Source organism: Pseudomonas sp. KB_12, assembly GCF_052114545.1.
Classification (GTDB): domain Bacteria; phylum Pseudomonadota; class Gammaproteobacteria; order Pseudomonadales; family Pseudomonadaceae; genus Aquipseudomonas; species Aquipseudomonas brassicacearum.
Window position 1 is genome coordinate 132,394 of record NZ_JBFREY010000015.1, and the last position, 16,217, is coordinate 148,610.

16 protein-coding genes are annotated in these 16,217 nt (G+C 62.1%); 10 read left to right on the top strand and 6 right to left on the bottom strand.

The annotated features are described in order from the left end of the window. Positions 1-46: 46 nt before the first annotated feature. Together AB4Z20_RS14535 and AB4Z20_RS14540 are read right to left on the bottom strand one after the other, a co-directional pair. Positions 47-535 carry a YchJ family protein gene (locus AB4Z20_RS14535; RefSeq protein ID WP_214511603.1) on the bottom strand — a complete coding sequence of 163 codons (489 nt, stop codon included), beginning with the start codon at positions 533-535 and terminating at the stop codon, positions 47-49. A 2-nt stretch (positions 536-537) separates the two neighbouring features. Next, on the bottom strand, positions 538-1,035 hold the full coding sequence (locus AB4Z20_RS14540; protein ID WP_214511604.1) for a DUF6231 family protein: 498 nt from the start codon (positions 1,033-1,035) through the stop codon (positions 538-540). Positions 1,036-1,226: 191 nt separating this feature from the next. Here AB4Z20_RS14540 and AB4Z20_RS14545 point away from each other — a divergent pair, with 191 nt between their 5' ends. From AB4Z20_RS14545 to AB4Z20_RS14560, 4 genes are all read left to right on the top strand, one after another. Continuing rightward, on the top strand, positions 1,227-1,922 hold the full coding sequence (locus AB4Z20_RS14545; protein ID WP_442090144.1) for an OmpA family protein: 696 nt from the start codon (positions 1,227-1,229) through the stop codon (positions 1,920-1,922). Positions 1,923-2,012: 90 nt separating this feature from the next. Then, on the top strand, positions 2,013-2,738 hold the full coding sequence (locus AB4Z20_RS14550; protein ID WP_253472002.1) for an OmpA family protein: 726 nt from the start codon (positions 2,013-2,015) through the stop codon (positions 2,736-2,738). A gap of 138 nt (positions 2,739-2,876) precedes the next feature. Continuing rightward, a complete protein-coding gene (locus AB4Z20_RS14555; protein ID WP_063322681.1) occupies positions 2,877-3,149 on the top strand; it encodes a DUF1145 domain-containing protein in 273 nt (90 codons plus the stop codon). Then, positions 3,142-3,900, top strand: a complete 759-nt coding sequence (locus tag AB4Z20_RS14560; RefSeq protein ID WP_442090145.1) for a collagen-like triple helix repeat-containing protein — start codon at positions 3,142-3,144, stop codon at positions 3,898-3,900. The genes AB4Z20_RS14555 and AB4Z20_RS14560 overlap by 8 nt, the downstream gene beginning before the upstream one ends. A gap of 125 nt (positions 3,901-4,025) precedes the next feature. Here the strand turns inward: AB4Z20_RS14560 and AB4Z20_RS14565 are convergent, their stop codons facing one another. After that, a complete protein-coding gene (locus AB4Z20_RS14565; RefSeq protein ID WP_214511608.1) occupies positions 4,026-4,490 on the bottom strand; it encodes a CopD family protein in 465 nt (154 codons plus the stop codon). A 99-nt stretch (positions 4,491-4,589) separates the two neighbouring features. Between AB4Z20_RS14565 and dinG the strand changes: the two genes are divergently transcribed. From dinG to pdxH, 4 genes are all read left to right on the top strand, one after another. Next, positions 4,590-6,734 carry an ATP-dependent DNA helicase DinG gene (gene dinG / locus AB4Z20_RS14570; RefSeq protein WP_253472006.1) on the top strand — a complete coding sequence of 715 codons (2,145 nt, stop codon included), beginning with the start codon at positions 4,590-4,592 and terminating at the stop codon, positions 6,732-6,734. A 234-nt stretch (positions 6,735-6,968) separates the two neighbouring features. Next, on the top strand, positions 6,969-8,114 hold the full coding sequence (locus tag AB4Z20_RS14575; RefSeq protein WP_253472008.1) for a serine hydrolase domain-containing protein: 1,146 nt from the start codon (positions 6,969-6,971) through the stop codon (positions 8,112-8,114). A gap of 117 nt (positions 8,115-8,231) precedes the next feature. Next, positions 8,232-9,344: an OmpA family protein gene (locus AB4Z20_RS14580; protein WP_253472010.1), complete on the top strand. Its 1,113-nt coding sequence runs from the start codon at positions 8,232-8,234 to the stop codon at positions 9,342-9,344. A gap of 24 nt (positions 9,345-9,368) precedes the next feature. Further along, complete coding sequence (gene pdxH, locus AB4Z20_RS14585; protein ID WP_072343206.1) at positions 9,369-10,016, top strand: pyridoxamine 5'-phosphate oxidase; 648 nt, start codon at positions 9,369-9,371, stop codon at positions 10,014-10,016. Here pdxH and AB4Z20_RS14590 read toward each other — a convergent pair. Continuing rightward, positions 9,964-10,248: a hypothetical protein gene (locus AB4Z20_RS14590; RefSeq protein WP_253472012.1), complete on the bottom strand. Its 285-nt coding sequence runs from the start codon at positions 10,246-10,248 to the stop codon at positions 9,964-9,966. The two genes, pdxH and AB4Z20_RS14590, sit on opposite strands and share 53 nt — an antisense overlap. A gap of 169 nt (positions 10,249-10,417) precedes the next feature. Between AB4Z20_RS14590 and AB4Z20_RS14595 the strand changes: the two genes are divergently transcribed. Next, positions 10,418-10,882: a glycine zipper 2TM domain-containing protein gene (locus AB4Z20_RS14595; RefSeq protein WP_003184697.1), complete on the top strand. Its 465-nt coding sequence runs from the start codon at positions 10,418-10,420 to the stop codon at positions 10,880-10,882. A gap of 941 nt (positions 10,883-11,823) precedes the next feature. Here AB4Z20_RS14595 and nhaA read toward each other — a convergent pair. After that, positions 11,824-13,011 carry a Na+/H+ antiporter NhaA gene (gene nhaA, locus AB4Z20_RS14600; RefSeq protein ID WP_253472014.1) on the bottom strand — a complete coding sequence of 396 codons (1,188 nt, stop codon included), beginning with the start codon at positions 13,009-13,011 and terminating at the stop codon, positions 11,824-11,826. Between the two features lie 268 nt (positions 13,012-13,279). Between nhaA and AB4Z20_RS14605 the strand changes: the two genes are divergently transcribed. Further along, positions 13,280-14,374 (top strand): PLP-dependent cysteine synthase family protein, encoded by a 1,095-nt coding sequence (locus AB4Z20_RS14605; protein WP_253472016.1) that lies wholly within the window; start codon positions 13,280-13,282, stop codon positions 14,372-14,374. 158 nt (positions 14,375-14,532) lie between these two features. Here AB4Z20_RS14605 and AB4Z20_RS14610 read toward each other — a convergent pair whose 3' ends face one another. Further along, positions 14,533-16,146: an NAD(P)/FAD-dependent oxidoreductase gene (locus tag AB4Z20_RS14610; RefSeq protein ID WP_258690479.1), complete on the bottom strand. Its 1,614-nt coding sequence runs from the start codon at positions 16,144-16,146 to the stop codon at positions 14,533-14,535. Positions 16,147-16,217: the final 71 nt, after the last annotated feature.

Below are 16,217 nucleotides of genomic sequence, written 5' to 3' on the forward strand. Positions count from 1 at the left end.
AGTCTAGCCCTATGGGCCGATGGACGAGTGTCGGACGTTTCTGAATTCAACGATTGAAGTAGCCGGCGCAGCACTTTTTGAATTTATGCCCGCTACCGCACGGACAGCCGTCGTTGCGGCCCGTCTTGACCGGTACGGTCGGGTCGATGAAGTACCAGCGCCCGCTGTTCTGCACGAACGAGGACTGCTCGCGGTGGCTGTGCTCGCCCTGGCCGTCGTGCCAGCGTGCCGTGAACGTGACAAAGGCGTGTTCCGGCTGACCACCGAGCACTTCGCTGCTTTCCACTTCCAGCCCCAACCAGGTGCTGTTGGCGCTCCACTCGCTGATCGACTGGCGATCAAGGCCTGGCTGCTGGGCGGGCAGGGTGGTGGCGACCAGATAGTCCACCAGGCCCAACACATAGGCGCTATAGCGCGAGCGCATCAAGGCTTCGGCGCAGGGCGCCGGGTGACCGTCGTGGTAATGGCCGCAGCAGGCGTCCAGTGGGTTGCCACTGCCACAGGGGCAAATGGGTGTGTGTAGGCTTGTGTTCACGGTTACCACCAATATTTTCCAAAATTTTCCGGGTTGGCCCAAAAGCGCGAGTTGAGCCAGTCGGGGACTTGTTTGTATTCAAGCAGATCGTAGGTAAACAGAGTCAGCACCTGATCTTCGCGCTGGAATCGCTCGCTGGCTTGCAGGGCCAGGGAAAAAAAGTCTGTCTCTTGCCAGCCGCAGGCGTTGAGGTCTGCCAGCACGGCGATGCGGCTGGCATTGAGATTGCGGATGCCGCCCAACAGGTTCAGACCCTCGCGCTTGGGCAAATGCTCCAGGCAATCGAGCGCCAGGGCCAGGTCGAAACGCCGCGCCGCCACGTCCGCCGGCAGCGCGCCGGGGCCGGCGTGGACCACTTCGGTGTCGGGATGGGCCTGCTGGAATGCTTCGAGCGCGGGAAAGCCGCTGGCACCGATCAACAGCAGTTTTTGCGGGGCATAACGGTCAAGCACGGCCGCCAGGGCTTGCTGGGGCGTACGCGCAGAAATGGCAACGGTCATCGAAGTTCCTCAGTCAGAACCACAACGATAGCCTGCCCGGACATCGTGGCCTAGAGCGGTTTGTCCCTGAACGTGCGAAATCTTCGCAAACACGGGGCGAAAACCCGCGATTGCTCAGGCTGGCGCAGATTCGAAGACGGGTCTTTACTCCCCTCAATCGGCGACAAGCCGATCCCTCAAGGAGAAAACCGATGAGCATAGTTCGGACAGCGTTACCCCTGGTTCTGCTAACCAGTGTGTTGACTGGTTGCGCAGGTTTGCAGAAAACCGACTGGCCGATCTGTGCGGCCACTGGTGGTGTCGTCGGCGCGGGATTGGGCGCGATCGAAAGCAGTTCCTGGATCGGCCCGGGAGCGCTGGTGGCCGGCACTGTGGCGGCGGGCTGGTGCTGGGCCCATGGTGACGGCGACGAAGACGGCGATGGCGTGCCGGACAGCCGCGACAAGTGCCCGGGTACGCCGAAGGGCGTACAGGTCGATGCCGACGGTTGCCCACCACCTCCACCGCCACCGGTGGCTGACGTACCTCCAGTGGTCAAGGAAGAAACCATCGTGATCCGCGATGTGCACTTCGAGTTCAACAAAGCCACGCTGACCCCGGCCGACAAAGATGTCCTGAGCGGCGTTGCGACCCGGCTGAAACAGGAAACGTCCACCACGCAACTGCGGGTCACCGGCCACACCGACAGCGTTGGCAGCGATGCCTACAATCGGAAACTGTCGGAGAAACGGGCCAACTCGGTGGTGAAGTACCTGGTCGACAACGGCGTGCCGCAGTCCAGTTTTGTCTCGGTGTCCGGTGCCGGTGAGAGCCAGCCGGTGGCCGATAACAAGACTGCCGACGGCCGCGCGCTGAACCGTCGCACGGAAATCAAGATAAACCGCTGAAACCCTTGCCATTCGCGGCTTGTAGAGTTGCGGATGCGGGTCTTTACTCCTGTGTGACCGGTATGGGCCGGTGACACAGGAGCATTCATCATGAACGTTCTAATCAGGGCCGCCTTACCGGTACTGCTGGCGAGCAGTTTGTTGTCCGGTTGCGCCACTCACAGCGACGGTAGCGCACCTCTCAATCAACGCACCTGGCCAATCTGTAGCCTGATCGGCGGCTTGGTTGGCGGTGGGTTGGGGGCCATTGAAAGTAGTGGCTGGGCCGCCGGCGGCGCCGCACTGGGACTGCTGGGCGGTGGTTTGATCTGCTACGCCCAGGATGGCGATGAAGACGACGACGGGGTGTTCGACCGTCGCGACCGTTGTCCCGATACGCCGGCCAATACCCCCGTCGAGCATCACGGTTGCCCGGTGCCGCAATACCCGGCCAGCGCCCCGCCCGTGGAGCCTGAAGCACCGGCTAGCGAGGTCATCACCCTCAACGACGCCGGCAAGGTACTGTTCGATTTCGACAAATCCGACCTCACCGCAGATGCTCGAAGCCAGCTCGATGGGCTGATGGGCAAGCTCAGCCATGCCAATGTCGCCAGCATCCGGGTCGTGGGTCACACCGACAGCGTCGGCAGTGATGCCTATAACCAGGGGCTGTCTGAACGTCGGGCCAGCAGCGTCGTGGAGTATTTGCTGACCCAGGGGCTGGCCCCCGGCAAACTCACCAGCGAAGGCAAAGGCGAAAGCGAGCCGGTGGCTGACAATGAGACCGACGAAGGGCGGGCGCAGAACCGTCGGGTCGAGCTGCATATCCAGCGTTGAAGCGCGGGCCAGGGCTGCCGGGTCGTCGGGAAGGCGATCCGGGGCTCGGGTCAGATTAAATTTGCCTGGCCCTCTGGCTTATCCTGCGCGCAAGCCGTTACTGTGCGCGCAAAGAATAATTCCCGATCAGGGGGGCGTATGAAGGTGTTTTGGGGGCTGGGGCGCTTGCTGACCCTGCTGTTCTGGCTGGTGGTGCTGGTCAATCTGGTCGTGCCGTTCGTCCATCCGCTGCATCTGCTGGTCAATGTCGCCGGCGCGTTTTTGCTGGTGCTCCATCTGCTGGAACTGCTGTTGTTCAGGGCCAGTTTCCGTGGCCGCCCCGCGCCTGGTCGTGATCGCCTCAGAGTGCTGCTGTTCGGTATCTTCCATTTGCAAACCCTCCCGACCGCGCCAGAGGCTTCCCATGCGTAAATTGTGTCTGCTCGCCGCACTCGTATGCCCGTGGGCTTCGGCCCAGGTGGTCCAGGTCGAAAGCCATTCGTTGATGCGCCTGCCCAACACCACCAGCGCGCTGGTCCTTGAGCGGCTGGACGTGGCCGACTACGGCACGTTGCTGGTGCCTTCCAATGTCACGGAACTGACCATCGACCAATTGCACCTGGGGCGTGAAGCACGGATTGCCATCGTGCCGGCGCAGCAGGTATTGGAAATGAAAGTGGCCCAGGCTGAGCTGGCCGAGGGCAGCCAGATCACTTCACGCGGCGCACCAGGTACCTACACCAAGGCCGCGCGGTCGGGGCGCGATCTCAACCTGCGTTTCAATGCCTTGAATGCGCCGCTGTTGTCGGTGGATGCCCGTGGCGGCACCGGTGCACCGGGTTTCGTCGGTCTTGACGGTGCCAATGGCCAGGCGCCGGGTTGCACCTGGGGTTCGGCCGGTCGCGGGGCCGACGGCAGCAATGGCAGCGATGGCCAGCCGGGTGCGGCCGGTGCGCTGGTACGCCTTGAGCTGCCCCGCGGCTATCCTGCCGAGCAGATCAAAGTGACGGTGGACGGCGGTGCCGGTGGCGCGGCAGGGCGCGGCGGCAAGCCCGGGGCCGGTGGCAAGGCCAAGGGCTGCCTGGTCTATACGGCTGACGGCGGCAAAAGCGGCCGTCCTGGCGCCGATGGCCAGCCAGGGCCTGCCGGAGCGGCGGGGACGGTGACGGTGCAGCGGTTCTGAAGAAAAACCTGATCTGAAACTGTGGGAGCGAGCTTGCTCGCGATGGCGTTGTGTCAGTCGATGAAGTGTTGCCTGATACACCGTCATCGCGAGCAAGCTCGCTCCCACAGGGTTTTATGTGATGTTCAGAACATCGGCCGCGCCGCGCCAATCGCCACCACCAGCAACCCGATCAACAGGTTGATCCCCACCAACCGCCGAATCTTCCCCAGCACCGCCGCACCCGTCGGCCAGTCCTGCGCCGTCACGGCGCTACGCAATGCCGGCAGTTGCAGACCCTGGATGCGGATAAACAGTGCTGTCATCACCACGTACAACCCCATCATCACCTGCACATACCGCGGCGCGGTTTCGAAACCGGCGAAGCGCACATGGATCAGGCCTACACCGCTGATCGGCAAAAGCACCACGGCGACCCAGACCCAGACGAAAAAACGCTGAAACACTTCTACCCACAACTTGAGCCGGGCAGGGCCCTCAAGCGCCGTCATTGCGGCGGGGCGCAGGATCATCCAGGCGAAGAACATGCCGCCGACCCAGACCAGGGCCGCCAGTAAATGCAGGGTGTAGACGAGGGCAAAGGATGTCATTGGGTTACTCCGTTCTGCGCAGGATTCATTAGCGGGGTATGATAGCCGCCGATCCGAACCACTGAAAATTTATCCAGCGTTTTTTGCGCCCGACCATTCATGATCAGCACCGAACTCAAAACCACGATCCAGGGCGCCTATTCGCGTTTTCTCGAAGCCAAGAGCCTCAAGCCGCGATATGGCCAGCGCCTGATGATTGCCGAAGTGGCAAAAGTCCTGGGTGACATCGACACCGACGACGAAGGCCGGCGCAGTGGCGAGCCCGCCATCGTGGCGGTGGAGGCCGGCACCGGTACCGGCAAGACCGTGGCCTACAGCCTGGCGGCGATTCCCACGGCCAAGGCCGCCGGCAAACGCCTGGTGATCGCCACGGCCACCGTCGCCCTGCAGGAGCAGATCGTCTACAAGGACCTGCCCGACCTGATGCGCAACAGCGGCTTGAACTTCACGTTCGCGCTGGCCAAGGGCCGTGGGCGCTACATGTGCCTGTCCAAGCTCGACATGTTGCTCCAGGAAGGCCACGCGCAGACCGCCACGGCCCAGTTGTTCGAAGAAGAAGGCTTCAAGATCGAAGTCGACGAGGCCAGCCAGAAGCTGTTCACCAGCATGATCGAGAAGCTGGCCGGCAATAAATGGGACGGCGACCGCGACAGCTGGTCCACGGCCCTGGAAGACGCCGACTGGTCCCGCCTGACGACCGACCATAGCCAGTGCACCAACCGGCATTGCCCGAACTTTGGCCAGTGCGCCTTCTACAAGGCCCGCGAAGGCATGGGCAAGGTCGATGTCATCGTCACCAACCACGACATGGTCCTGGCTGACCTGGCCCTGGGCGGTGGTGCGGTGCTGCCGGACCCGCGCGACACGATCTACGTGTTCGACGAAGGCCATCACCTGCCGGACAAGGCCATCGGTCATTTCGCCCATTACACCCGGCTGCGTTCCACTGCCGACTGGCTGGAAACCACCGCCAAGAACCTCACCAAACTGTTGGCCCAGCATCCATTGCCGGGTGACCTGGGCAAGTTCATCGAGCAAGTGCCGGAGCTGGCGCGGGAAATCAAGACGAACCAGCAGTTCATGTTCACCGCTTGTGAACAAGTGGCCGACTTCAAGCCTGGTGAAGACGTCGAGGGCCGCGATCGGCCACGCCACCGGTTTGTTGGCGGGGTGGTCCCCGAGCACATGCGCGAAATGGGCATCGAGCTCAAGAAAGGTTTCTCGCGCCTGACCGACCTGTTCACGCGCCTGACCGACCTGCTCAAGGAAGGCATGGATGGCGAGGTCAACATCGGTATCGCCAGCAACCAGGCCGAGGAGTGGTACCCGCTGTTTGGCAGCCTGTTGTCCCGCTCACAGGGCAACTGGGAGCTGTGGACGGCCTTCACCGCCGAAGACCCGGAAGACAACCCGCCGATGGCGCGGTGGCTGACCCTGGCCGAAAGCGGTTCGCTGTTCGATATCGAGGTCAATGCCAGCCCGATCCTGGCGGCGGAAATGCTGCGTCGCAACCTGTGGAACGTGGCCTATGGCGCGCTGGTGACGTCCGCCACGCTGACCGCCCTGGGCACGTTCGACCGCTTCCGCATGCGCGCCGGCCTGCCGAAGAAAGCCGTGACCGCCGTGGTCCCGAGCCCCTTCCACCACGCCGATGCCGGCGTGCTGCGGGTGCCGGACCTCAAGGCCGACCCGCGGGACGCTGCCGCTCACACCGCCGCGATCATCCGCGACCTGCCAGAACTGGTGGAAGGCTCGCGGGGCACCCTGGTGCTGTTTTCCTCGCGCAAACAGATGCAGGACGTATTCGACGGCCTTGACCGTGACTGGCGCAAGCAGGTGTTCATCCAGGGCAACCTGTCGAAGCAGGAAACCCTGAACAAACACAAGGCGCGGGTCGATGGTGGGGATTCCAGCGTGCTGTTCGGCCTGGCGAGTTTTGCCGAAGGCGTGGACTTGCCCGGTGCCTATTGCGAGCACGTGGTGATTGCCAAGATTCCGTTCTCGGTCCCCGATGACCCGGTGGAAGCCGCGCTGGCCGAGTGGATCGAAGCCCGAGGCGGCAACCCGTTCATGGAGATCTCCGTACCGGACGCTTCGCTGAAGCTGGTCCAGGCGTGTGGCCGGTTGCTGCGCACCGAAGAAGACCGCGGCACCATCACCTTGCTCGACCGCAGGCTGGTAACCCAGCGCTATGGCAAGGCGATCCTCAACGCGCTGCCGCCGTTTCGGCGGGAGATTTCCTGAGGCTGCTGCAACTTCACGGTGAAGCAATGTATTTGTGGGAGCAAGGCTTGCCCGCGATGAAGGTACCTCGGTCTCAGAAAGACCTCACAGGCCTCATCGCGGGCAAGCCTTGCTCCCACAGGTTCTTCTTGCCATGGGCGTGCTTAGCCAGCCGTCTTGCGACGGTTCCCAAAAACCCTAATGGCTGAAACAATGCCAGCCACCTTAAAAGTGTTTGTTTCAAGGGAGTTACGGGTGCAGATTCAAGGCCATTATGAACTTCAGTTCGAGGCGGTGCGTGAAGCGTTCGCGGCGCTGTTCGATAATCCCCAGGAGCGCGGCGCGGCGTTGTGCATCCAGGTGGGTGGTCGCACGGTGATCGATCTGTGGGCCGGTACCGCCGACAAGGATGGCCATGAAGCCTGGCACAGCGACACCATTGCCAACCTGTTTTCCTGCACCAAGACCTTCACCGCCGTCACTGCCCTGCAATTGGTGGCCGAAGGCAAGTTGCAGTTGGATGTCCCGGTAGCCCGCTATTGGCCCGAGTTTGCCGCAGCCGGCAAGCAATCCATTACCCTGCGCCAATTGCTCTGTCATCAGGCCGGGTTGCCGGCGCTACGTGAATTGCTACCGCCCGAAGCGCTTTATGACTGGCAAGCCATGGTCGATGCCCTGGCCGCCGAAACACCTTGGTGGACGCCGGGTGAGGGTCATGGTTATGCCGCGATCACCTACGGCTGGCTGATTGGCGAGCTGTTGCGCAGGGCCGATGGGCGTGGCCCGGGGGAGTCCATCGTGGCCCGTATTGCCAAGCCGTTGGGCCTGGATTTTCACGTTGGCCTGGCCGACGAGGAGTTTCATCGCGTGGCCCACATCGCCCGTGGCAAAGGCAACGTCGGCGATGCCGCGGCCCAACGTCTGCTGCAGGTGACGATGCGCGAGCCGACGGCCATGACCACCCGGGCCTTCACCAATCCGCCGTCGATCATGACCAGTACCAACAAACCGGAGTGGCGGCGCATGCAGCAACCGGCGGCCAACGGCCACGGTAACGCCCGCAGCCTGGCTGGATTCTATGCGGGGCTGCTGGATGGCAGCCTGCTGGAAGGTGAAATGCTCGACGAACTGACTCGCCAGCACAGCTTCGGCGAGGACAAGACTTTGTTGACCCAGACCCGTTTCGGCCTGGGTTGCATGCTCGACCAGCCGGATGTACCGAATGCGACCTATGGCCTCGGCCCACGGGCGTTCGGTCATCCGGGGGCCGGGGGCTCCATGGGGTTCGCCGACCCGGAGCATGATGTGGCTTTTGGCTTCGTAACCAACACGCTCGGGCCTTACGTATTGATGGACCCGCGCGCGCAGAACCTTGCGAGGGTACTTGCCACTTGTCTATAAAACGCCATTGAAGGCGGCGGGCACCGGAACCTCGTGGCCTTTTCAGTTTCCAAGCGACTGTTTATGTGGCCAAAACATGGCCTTTATTTTCCATTTACATCATTTTGTGGATATCCAATGTCATCGAATAAAACCCTCGCTCTGGCGCTGTGCTTCGCTATCACCGGTTGCGCACAAAACCCACAAAATGATGCCGAGGGCGGCGGTAGCTGGTGGTCGTTCGGCTCTTCCGACAAGGTCGTAGCCAAGGACACGGCGCCAGCTGCGCCTCTGAAACCGGCCGCCGTCGCACCGCAAGCCAAGGCCGAGAGCGCCACCCACTGGTGGTGGCCGTTCTCTTCCGATGATGCGGCCGACGTTGCGAAGAAAGATGACGTCAAACCCCAGGACAAGCCTGAAGCCAAGGCGCCGGCCGTTGCCAAGGCCGAAGCCGAAAGTAACGGCAAGTGGTGGTGGCCGTTTGGCGGCAAGGATCAGGAAACCGCCAAGGCGGTGCCGATGCCCGATCCTAAAGTCACCCAGGCCTGGCTCGACGACTACGAGCCGAAGCTGCGCACAGCCATCCAGGACAGCAAGCTCCAACTCGAGCGCCGCGACAACGTGCTGGTGGTCACCGCGCCCGTGGACGGCTCCTTCAACCCGGACCGTCCGGCCATGCTGCTGCCCGTGACCCTAGGGCCGTTCACCCGCGTGGCGAAGATCCTTGAAGCCGACCCGAAGACCGCGGTGCTGATCCTCGGCCACGCCGACACCTCGGGCGCCGCACCGGCCAACTTGAAGCTCAGCCAGGAGCGAGCCCAGTCCGTGGCGGCGATTTTCCGTCTCAGCGGCCTGCAACGTGATCGCCTGATGCTGCGCGGCATGGGCGCAGTGGCGCCACGTGCGGCCAACGATAGCGTGGAAGGGCGTGCCTTGAACCGTCGTGTGGAACTGCTGGTCACGCCGGCCAACACCATGGTTGCGCTGCTGAGCAAATACAACATGCCGGCCCCTGCGCCAGTGACGCTGGTGGCGGCCCAGGACGTGAAACCCGTGGCCCCGGCCCCAGTGCCTGCGGCGAAAAAAGCCGTGACCCCGACCAGCAAAAAAGCACCGGCCAAAAAAACCGTGGCCAAGGCGCCTGCCAAGAAGGTCCCTGCCAAGGCCACTACCCCGGCGAAGAAAACCCAACCGGCCAAAGCCGCCACCGATACCAAGAAAGTCGCGGCCGCCGATACCCCCAAGCAGTGATGGGCTAACCACAAGGAACGCGCCATGACCCAACCTCTGGCTGATATGCGCCGCGACTACACCCGCGATGGCTTGACCGAGGCACAAGCCCCGGCCGAGCCGTTTGCACTGTTCCACCAATGGTTCGCCGACGCGGTGAAAACCGAGCAGGCCCCGGTGGAGGCCAACGCCATGACCCTGGCGACGGTGGATGCAGAAGGGCGCCCGCACTGCCGGATCCTGCTGCTCAAGGGCCTGGATGCCCTGGGGTTCACGTTCTTCACCAACTACGACAGCGCCAAGGGCCAGCAACTGGCCGCGAATCCATTTGCGGCCATGACGTTTTTCTGGCCGGCCCTGGAGCGCCAGGTGCGCATCGAGGGCAAAGTGGTGAAGGTCACCGCGCAGGAGTCGGACGCCTATTACCAGGTTCGCCCGCTGGGCAGCCGTCTCGGCGCCTGGGCTTCACCCCAGAGCCGGGTAATTGCAGGGCGTGGTGAGCTGGACGACCTGCTCAAGGCCACCGAACAACGCTTCAGCGACAGCCAACCGCACTGCCCGGAGCATTGGGGCGGTTATCGTTTGCTGCCTGAGCGCATCGAGTTCTGGCAGGGGCGTCCGAGCCGCCTGCACGATCGCCTCAACTACCGCCTGCAAGGGGCGAACTGGACGCGCGAGCGTCTGGCGCCTTAGCATCGGGGTAACCTGCCGCAGCGGTTTTAAGCCATTGCGGCAAGTCCCGGCGCTTGACCCCTTGCTCCCGGGCGCGGGCCAATTGTTGCAGCATGTAGGTCTTTTTCTGCTCATCCTGCCCCGCCAGGGACAGCGCCAGGTCGCGGTCCATCCAGCGTTTGATTCGTACGTACAGCCACCAGTGGAAGTACAAACCGGCCACGGTGACCGCGACGATGATGAAATAATCCATGAAAATCCCCGGGTTGATGACGCAGGTTTCGGAAATTGGCGCTACTGTTTGGTGAATTTTTCGGGTGCGCCTGTATCCCACCTGAATGAAAACAATTTTATCCCGGCGAGGCCGTGACAGGCGTCAAGCTGCGGAGTTTAATGAATCCCTGTCTTTTGGAGTTGATGCTATGCGTAAGTCTGTTTTGCTGGTTGCTTCCTTTTCCACGATGGCGATGTTGCTCACTGGCTGTCAGTCGAGCCTGACCGGTGACTCCTACTCTCGTGACGAAGCGCGTCGCGTGCAGACGATTCGCATGGGGACTATCGAGTCCTTGCGTCCGGTCAAGATCGAAGGCACCAAGACCCCGATCGGCGGTGCGGCTGGTGCGGTGGTCGGTGGTGTCGGTGGCAGCGCCATCGGTGGTGGCCGTGGCAGCATCGTCGCCGCTGTGATCGGTGCGGTGGCCGGTGGCCTGATTGGTTCTGCGACTGAAGAAGGCCTGACCCGTACCCAGGGTGTGGAAATCACCGTTCGTGAAGATGACGGTAGCATGCGTGCCTATGTGCAGCAGGTTCAGGAGAACGAGGTATTCCGTGTGGGTGAGCGGGTTCGTATTTCCACTGTGGATGGTACGAGTCGCGTATCGCACTAAGCTTGGTTAGGTAAGAGAAAAAACGGCGCTTGTTCCTGAACGGGAAGGCGTCGTTTTTTTATGGCTTCGTTTCGGGGGACGGGGTGTATATCCGTTTTTTGCGTAACGGCGGCTTATGGTTCCGCTCTTACAGCGGGTCACTTTTGAAAAGCGCAAAAGTAACCAAAACGCTACATGCCCCACCACTCGGTGCCTCGCCTAGGCTCGGCATCCATGCCGGGTTACCCACTGCGCAATACCTTCGTTCAGCCAGCGTGGTTAACGGGGCGCCGAGATCAACGTCCACTACGAGGCGGCCTAACAGCCGACCTGGTTCTTGGTGAGACTGCGTTTCTCCTGTGGGAGCGAGCTTGCTCGCGAAGGCGGTGTGTCAGTTTGCGGTGATGTTGGATGTGCCGGGGTCATCGCGAGCAGGCTCGCTCCCACAGTGGTTCTGTGTTGGATATGAATTTTGTGTCCGCTGAAGATTGAATGTGGGAGCGAGCTTGCTCGCGATGGCGATGGTCCAGTCACATGGATGTTGGGCTTGCTGGCCTCATCGCGAGCAAGCTCGCTCCCACAGGAGAAACGCGGTCCCACCCAGAACCAGGTCGGCTGTTAGGCCGCCTCGTGGCGGACGTTGATCTCGGCGCCCCGTTAACCACGCTGGCCGAACGCGGGCATTGTGGAGTGGGTATCCCGGCATGGATGCCGGGATAGCCGCGCTGGGCCATGGATGGCCCTTCGCGGCGGGCCCACGGAGCAATGCCTTCGTTCAGGCATGCCGAGCCTAGGCGAGGCACCGAGTGGTGGGGCATGAGCGTTTTTGGTTACTTTTGGCGCTCTTCCAAAAGTGACCCGCTGTAAGAGCGGAACCCTAAGTAGCCGTTACCGCAGAAACGGATATACACACCATTCCTTAACCTCCCACGGCTCTCAAGACGCTAACGCAGAAGCAAGGATCAGCCAGGCAATGCAGGCTGCTTGCGACTGGCCGCCGCCGTCACCGCATAACCGAGCAACGCCGCCAGAATCGAACCAGTGAGAATCCCCATCCGGTCCATACCGGCGTAGTCACTCACACCCGGCTCGAACGCGAGGGAGCCAACGAACAGGCTCATGGTGAACCCGATACCGCACAGAATCGCCACCCCCAATATCTGGCCCCAATTGGCGCCAGCGGGCAAGCTGGCAATGCCGATTTTCACGGCCAGCCAGGTCAGGCCGAAGACGCCGACGGTCTTGCCCAGCAGCAGGCCAATGGCGATGCCCATCGGCACGTCATGGGTGAAACTCTCGACAGTGATGCCACTTAGGGACAGGCCGGCATTGGCGAAGGCGAACAGCGGCAGAATGCCATAGGCCACCCAGGGATGCAGGGCATGTTCCAGGGTTAGCAGCGGCGAAGTCTCGGCATTTTTCGTGCGCAGCGGGATGCAGAACGCCAGGGTCACCCCGGCCAGGGTGGCATGGACACCGCTCTTGAGCACGCAGACCCACAGAATCAGCCCGACAACCATGTAGGGTCCGAGCTTGACCACGCCCATCCGGTTCATCGCCACCAGCGCGGCGATGCAGGTTGCCGCCAGTATGAGCGACAGGCTGGACAGAGCACCGGAGTAAAAGATCGCGATGATGATAATGGCGCCCAGGTCGTCGATGATCGCCAGGGTCATCAGGAACAGCTTGAGCGACACCGGCACCCGCTTGCCCAGCAAGGCGAGCACGCCGAGGGCGAATGCAATGTCGGTGGCCGTCGGAATCGCCCAGCCGGCGAGGGCGGGAGGATTGTCGCGGTTGAGGAACCAGTAGATCAGCGCCGGCACCACCATGCCGCCAATCGCCGCCGCACCCGGTAGGACGATTTGCGAAGGTTTCGACAGTTGCCCATCGAGGACCTCTCGCTTGACCTCGAGGCCGATGAGCAGGAAAAACATCGCCATCAGGCCGTCGTTGATCCACAGCAACAAGGGTTTGGCGATCTTCAACGCGCCGATCTGGGCGACCACCGGCGTGTCCAGCAGGCCGTTGTACAGCCAGGAAAGGGGCGAGTTATTGATGGCCAGGGCCAATACGGCGGCGGCGATCAGCAGCAGGCCGCTGGCAGCCTCCAGTTGGAAAAAACGTGTCAGAGAATTGCGTAGAGCCACGATCGCTCTCCATTCATTGAATCAAAAAGATGGCACACCCTAACTCGTACTGTTAGTTGTTAAAACAAAAGTTATATTCTTTTTTGTTATATGTCGTTACAACGCATGCTCCACGCAGTCGGGCAGTTATGGGCCATATTGGACCTTAGCTGTACCTGTGCGTGATGTAGGTTTTTTCCTAAGCTTGCGACTGGTTTTTCCGAGACCACGTTGCGCCTGCATGACCACCAGGTTTCCCCGCGTCGAACCGAGCCAGTGAGAAAACACCATGAACGACCACCGCCAGTGGGCGCGCGAAGCGATCCGCATCATCGAGGCTGACTTCCAGCGCAGCGCCGATACCCACCTGATTCCGTTGCCGCTGCCTGGCCTGCCGGGTATCGAGCTGTATTTCAAGGATGAGTCCAGCCATCCCACCGGCAGCCTCAAGCATCGGCTGGCCCGTTCGCTGTTTCTCTACGCGTTGTGTAACGGCTGGCTCAAGCCCGGTGCGCCGGTGATCGAGGCCTCCAGCGGCTCGACGGCGATTTCCGAGGCTTATTTCGCCAGATTGCTGGGCCTGCCGTTTATTGCGGTGATGCCGGCGACCACCTCCCGGGAAAAAATCGCACAGATCGCTTTCTATGGCGGCCAGAGTCACCTGGTGGACGATCCTACGCAGATCTACGCCGAATCCGAACGCCTGGCCCACGAGCATGATGGGCACTTCATCGACCAATTCACCTATGCCGAGCGCGCCACGGACTGGCGGGCCAATAACAACATTGCCGAATCGATCTTCCAGCAGATGCGCTTCGAGCGGCACCCGGAGCCGAGTTGGTTGATTTCAAGCCCCGGCACCGGCGGCACCACCGCCACCCTGGGGCGCTACGTGCGTTATCGCCAGCACGGCACCCGCGTGCTGTGTGCCGACGCCGAGCGTTCAGTGTTCTTCGACTATTACCGCAGCGGTGATGCCAGCCTGCGCCTGGATTGCGGTTCACGCATCGAAGGCATCGGCCGGCCACGGGTCGAGGCGTCGTTCTTGCCGAAAGTCATCGATGCGATGGTCAAGGTCCCGGACGCCTTGTCATTGGCGGCCATGCATTACCTGGCCCAGCGCTTGGGGCGACGGGTCGGCGGGTCCAGCGGCACCAATCTGATCGGCGCACTCATGGCGGCCCGGCAGATGGCGGATGCGGGTGAGTCGGGGTCGATCGTGGCGATTTTATGTGACGGTGGCGAGCGCTACGCCACGACCTATTACGACCCGGCGTGGCTCAAGGCCCAGGGGTATGAGTTGAGTGGGCTGATGGGCATCGTGGCGGCGTGTGTGGAACGGGGCGAGGCGCTGCCGGAGAGCGTGTTGCGGGCCAATATCTGAATCATTGAGGTCCCTTGTGGGAGCGAGCTTGCTCGCGATAGCGGTGGATCAGTCAACATCTGTGTTGATGCCAGGCCGCCATCGCGAGCAAGCTCGCTCCCACAGGGTCATGCTGTTCACTCGGGCAAATCCTGCCTTGGGTGAACAGCATCGGCCCCTCAGGCCTCGAGGCCGAGGATATCCCGAGCCACCGCCTCGGCAATCCGGATCCCGTCCACGCCCGCCGACAGGATCCCGCCGGCATAACCGGCACCTTCACCTGCCGGGAACAGGCCCTTGACGTTCAGGCTCTGCAGCGATTCGTTGCGGGTAATGCGCAGGGGCGATGAGGTGCGGGTTTCGATGCCGGTCAGCACGGCGTCGTGCAGCGAGTAGCCGCGAATCTGTTTCTCGAACGCCGGCAGGGCTTCGCGGATGGCTTCGATGGCAAAGTCCGGCAGGGCCAGGGCCAAGTCGCCCAGGGACACCCCTGGCTTGTAGGAAGGTTCGACGCTGCCCAGTGCCGTAGACGGCTTGCCGGCGATGAAATCACCCACCAGTTGCGCCGGGGCCTCGTAGTTGCTGCCACCGAGTATGTACGCGTGGGATTCCAGGCGTTCCTGCAACTCGATCCCGGCCAGCGGGCCGCCGGGATAATCCACTTCCGGGGTAATCCCGACGACGATGCCGGAGTTGGCGTTGCGCTCGTTGCGCGAATACTGGCTCATGCCGTTGGTCACGACGCGGTTCGGCTCGGACGTCGCGGCTACCACGGTGCCGCCCGGGCACATGCAGAAGCTGTACACCGACCGACCATTCTTGGCGTGGTGCACCAGTTTGTAGTCGGCGGCGCCAAGTTTCGGGTGACCGGCGTACTTGCCCAGGCGCGCGCTGTCGATCAGCGATTGCGGGTGTTCGATACGGAAACCCACCGAGAACGGCTTGGCTTCCATGTACACGCCCCGGCTGTGGAGCATGCGGAAGGTGTCCCGGGCGCTGTGGCCCAGGGCCAGGATCACATGTTTCGAATGAATCTGCTCGCCGCTGGCCAGTTCGACGCCGACCAGTTGGCCGTCTTCGATCAGCACATCGGTGACCCGCTGCTGGAAGCGTACTTCGCCACCCAGGGCGCGAATCTGCTCACGCATGGTTTCCACCACACCGGTCAGACGGAACGTGCCGATGTGCGGCTTGCTGACGTAGAGGATTTCTTCCGGCGCCCCGGCCTTGACGAATTCGTGCAAAACCTTGCGGCCAAGGAATTTCGGATCCTTGATCTGGCTGTAGAGCTTGCCGTCGGAAAACGTCCCGGCGCCGCCTTCACCAAATTGCACGTTGGATTCGGGGTTGAGCACGCTTTTGCGCCACAGGCCCCAGGTGTCCTTGGTGCGCTGGCGCACTTCCGGGCCACGCTCGAGAATGATTGGCTTGAAGCCCATCTGTGCCAGCAGCAGGGCGGCGAAGATCCCGCACGGGCCGAAACCGACCACGATCGGCCGCTCGCCCAGGTCGGCCGGTGCCTGGCCCACAACTTTGTAGCTGACATCCGGCGCCTCGTTGACGTTACGGTCATCGGCGAACTTGCGCAGCAGGCTGGCTTCGTCGCGCACCGTCAGGTCGATGGTGTAGATGAAGCACAATTCGGAGGATTTCTTGCGCGCATCGTAGCTGCGCTTGAACAAGGTGAAGTCGAGCAGGTCATCGCTGGCGATGCCCAGGCGCTGCACGATGGCAGGGCGCAGGTCTTCTTCGGGGTGGTCGATCGGCAGCTTGAGTTCGGTGATTCGTAACATGGTGGGATCCGGTTCGCGGGATGCACAACTGCACCAGGGCGTGAACCGGCGATTATAAGCCAAAAAACGGC

Coding starts and splice junctions, on each gene's coding strand:
- AB4Z20_RS14565 (WP_214511608.1), bottom strand. CDS start 4,490: ATGACATCCTTTGCCCTCGTCTACACCCTGCATTTACTGGCGGCCCTG.
- AB4Z20_RS14580 (WP_253472010.1), top strand. CDS start 8,232: ATGTCATCGAATAAAACCCTCGCTCTGGCGCTGTGCTTCGCTATCACC.
- AB4Z20_RS14595 (WP_003184697.1), top strand. CDS start 10,418: ATGCGTAAGTCTGTTTTGCTGGTTGCTTCCTTTTCCACGATGGCGATG.
- AB4Z20_RS14545 (WP_442090144.1), top strand. CDS start 1,227: ATGAGCATAGTTCGGACAGCGTTACCCCTGGTTCTGCTAACCAGTGTG.
- AB4Z20_RS14560 (WP_442090145.1), top strand. CDS start 3,142: ATGCGTAAATTGTGTCTGCTCGCCGCACTCGTATGCCCGTGGGCTTCG.
- AB4Z20_RS14605 (WP_253472016.1), top strand. CDS start 13,280: ATGAACGACCACCGCCAGTGGGCGCGCGAAGCGATCCGCATCATCGAG.
- AB4Z20_RS14590 (WP_253472012.1), bottom strand. CDS start 10,248: ATGGATTATTTCATCATCGTCGCGGTCACCGTGGCCGGTTTGTACTTC.
- AB4Z20_RS14610 (WP_258690479.1), bottom strand. CDS start 16,146: ATGTTACGAATCACCGAACTCAAGCTGCCGATCGACCACCCCGAAGAA.
- AB4Z20_RS14555 (WP_063322681.1), top strand. CDS start 2,877: ATGAAGGTGTTTTGGGGGCTGGGGCGCTTGCTGACCCTGCTGTTCTGG.
- pdxH (WP_072343206.1), top strand. CDS start 9,369: ATGACCCAACCTCTGGCTGATATGCGCCGCGACTACACCCGCGATGGC.
- AB4Z20_RS14550 (WP_253472002.1), top strand. CDS start 2,013: ATGAACGTTCTAATCAGGGCCGCCTTACCGGTACTGCTGGCGAGCAGT.
- AB4Z20_RS14540 (WP_214511604.1), bottom strand. CDS start 1,035: ATGACCGTTGCCATTTCTGCGCGTACGCCCCAGCAAGCCCTGGCGGCC.
- dinG (WP_253472006.1), top strand. CDS start 4,590: ATGATCAGCACCGAACTCAAAACCACGATCCAGGGCGCCTATTCGCGT.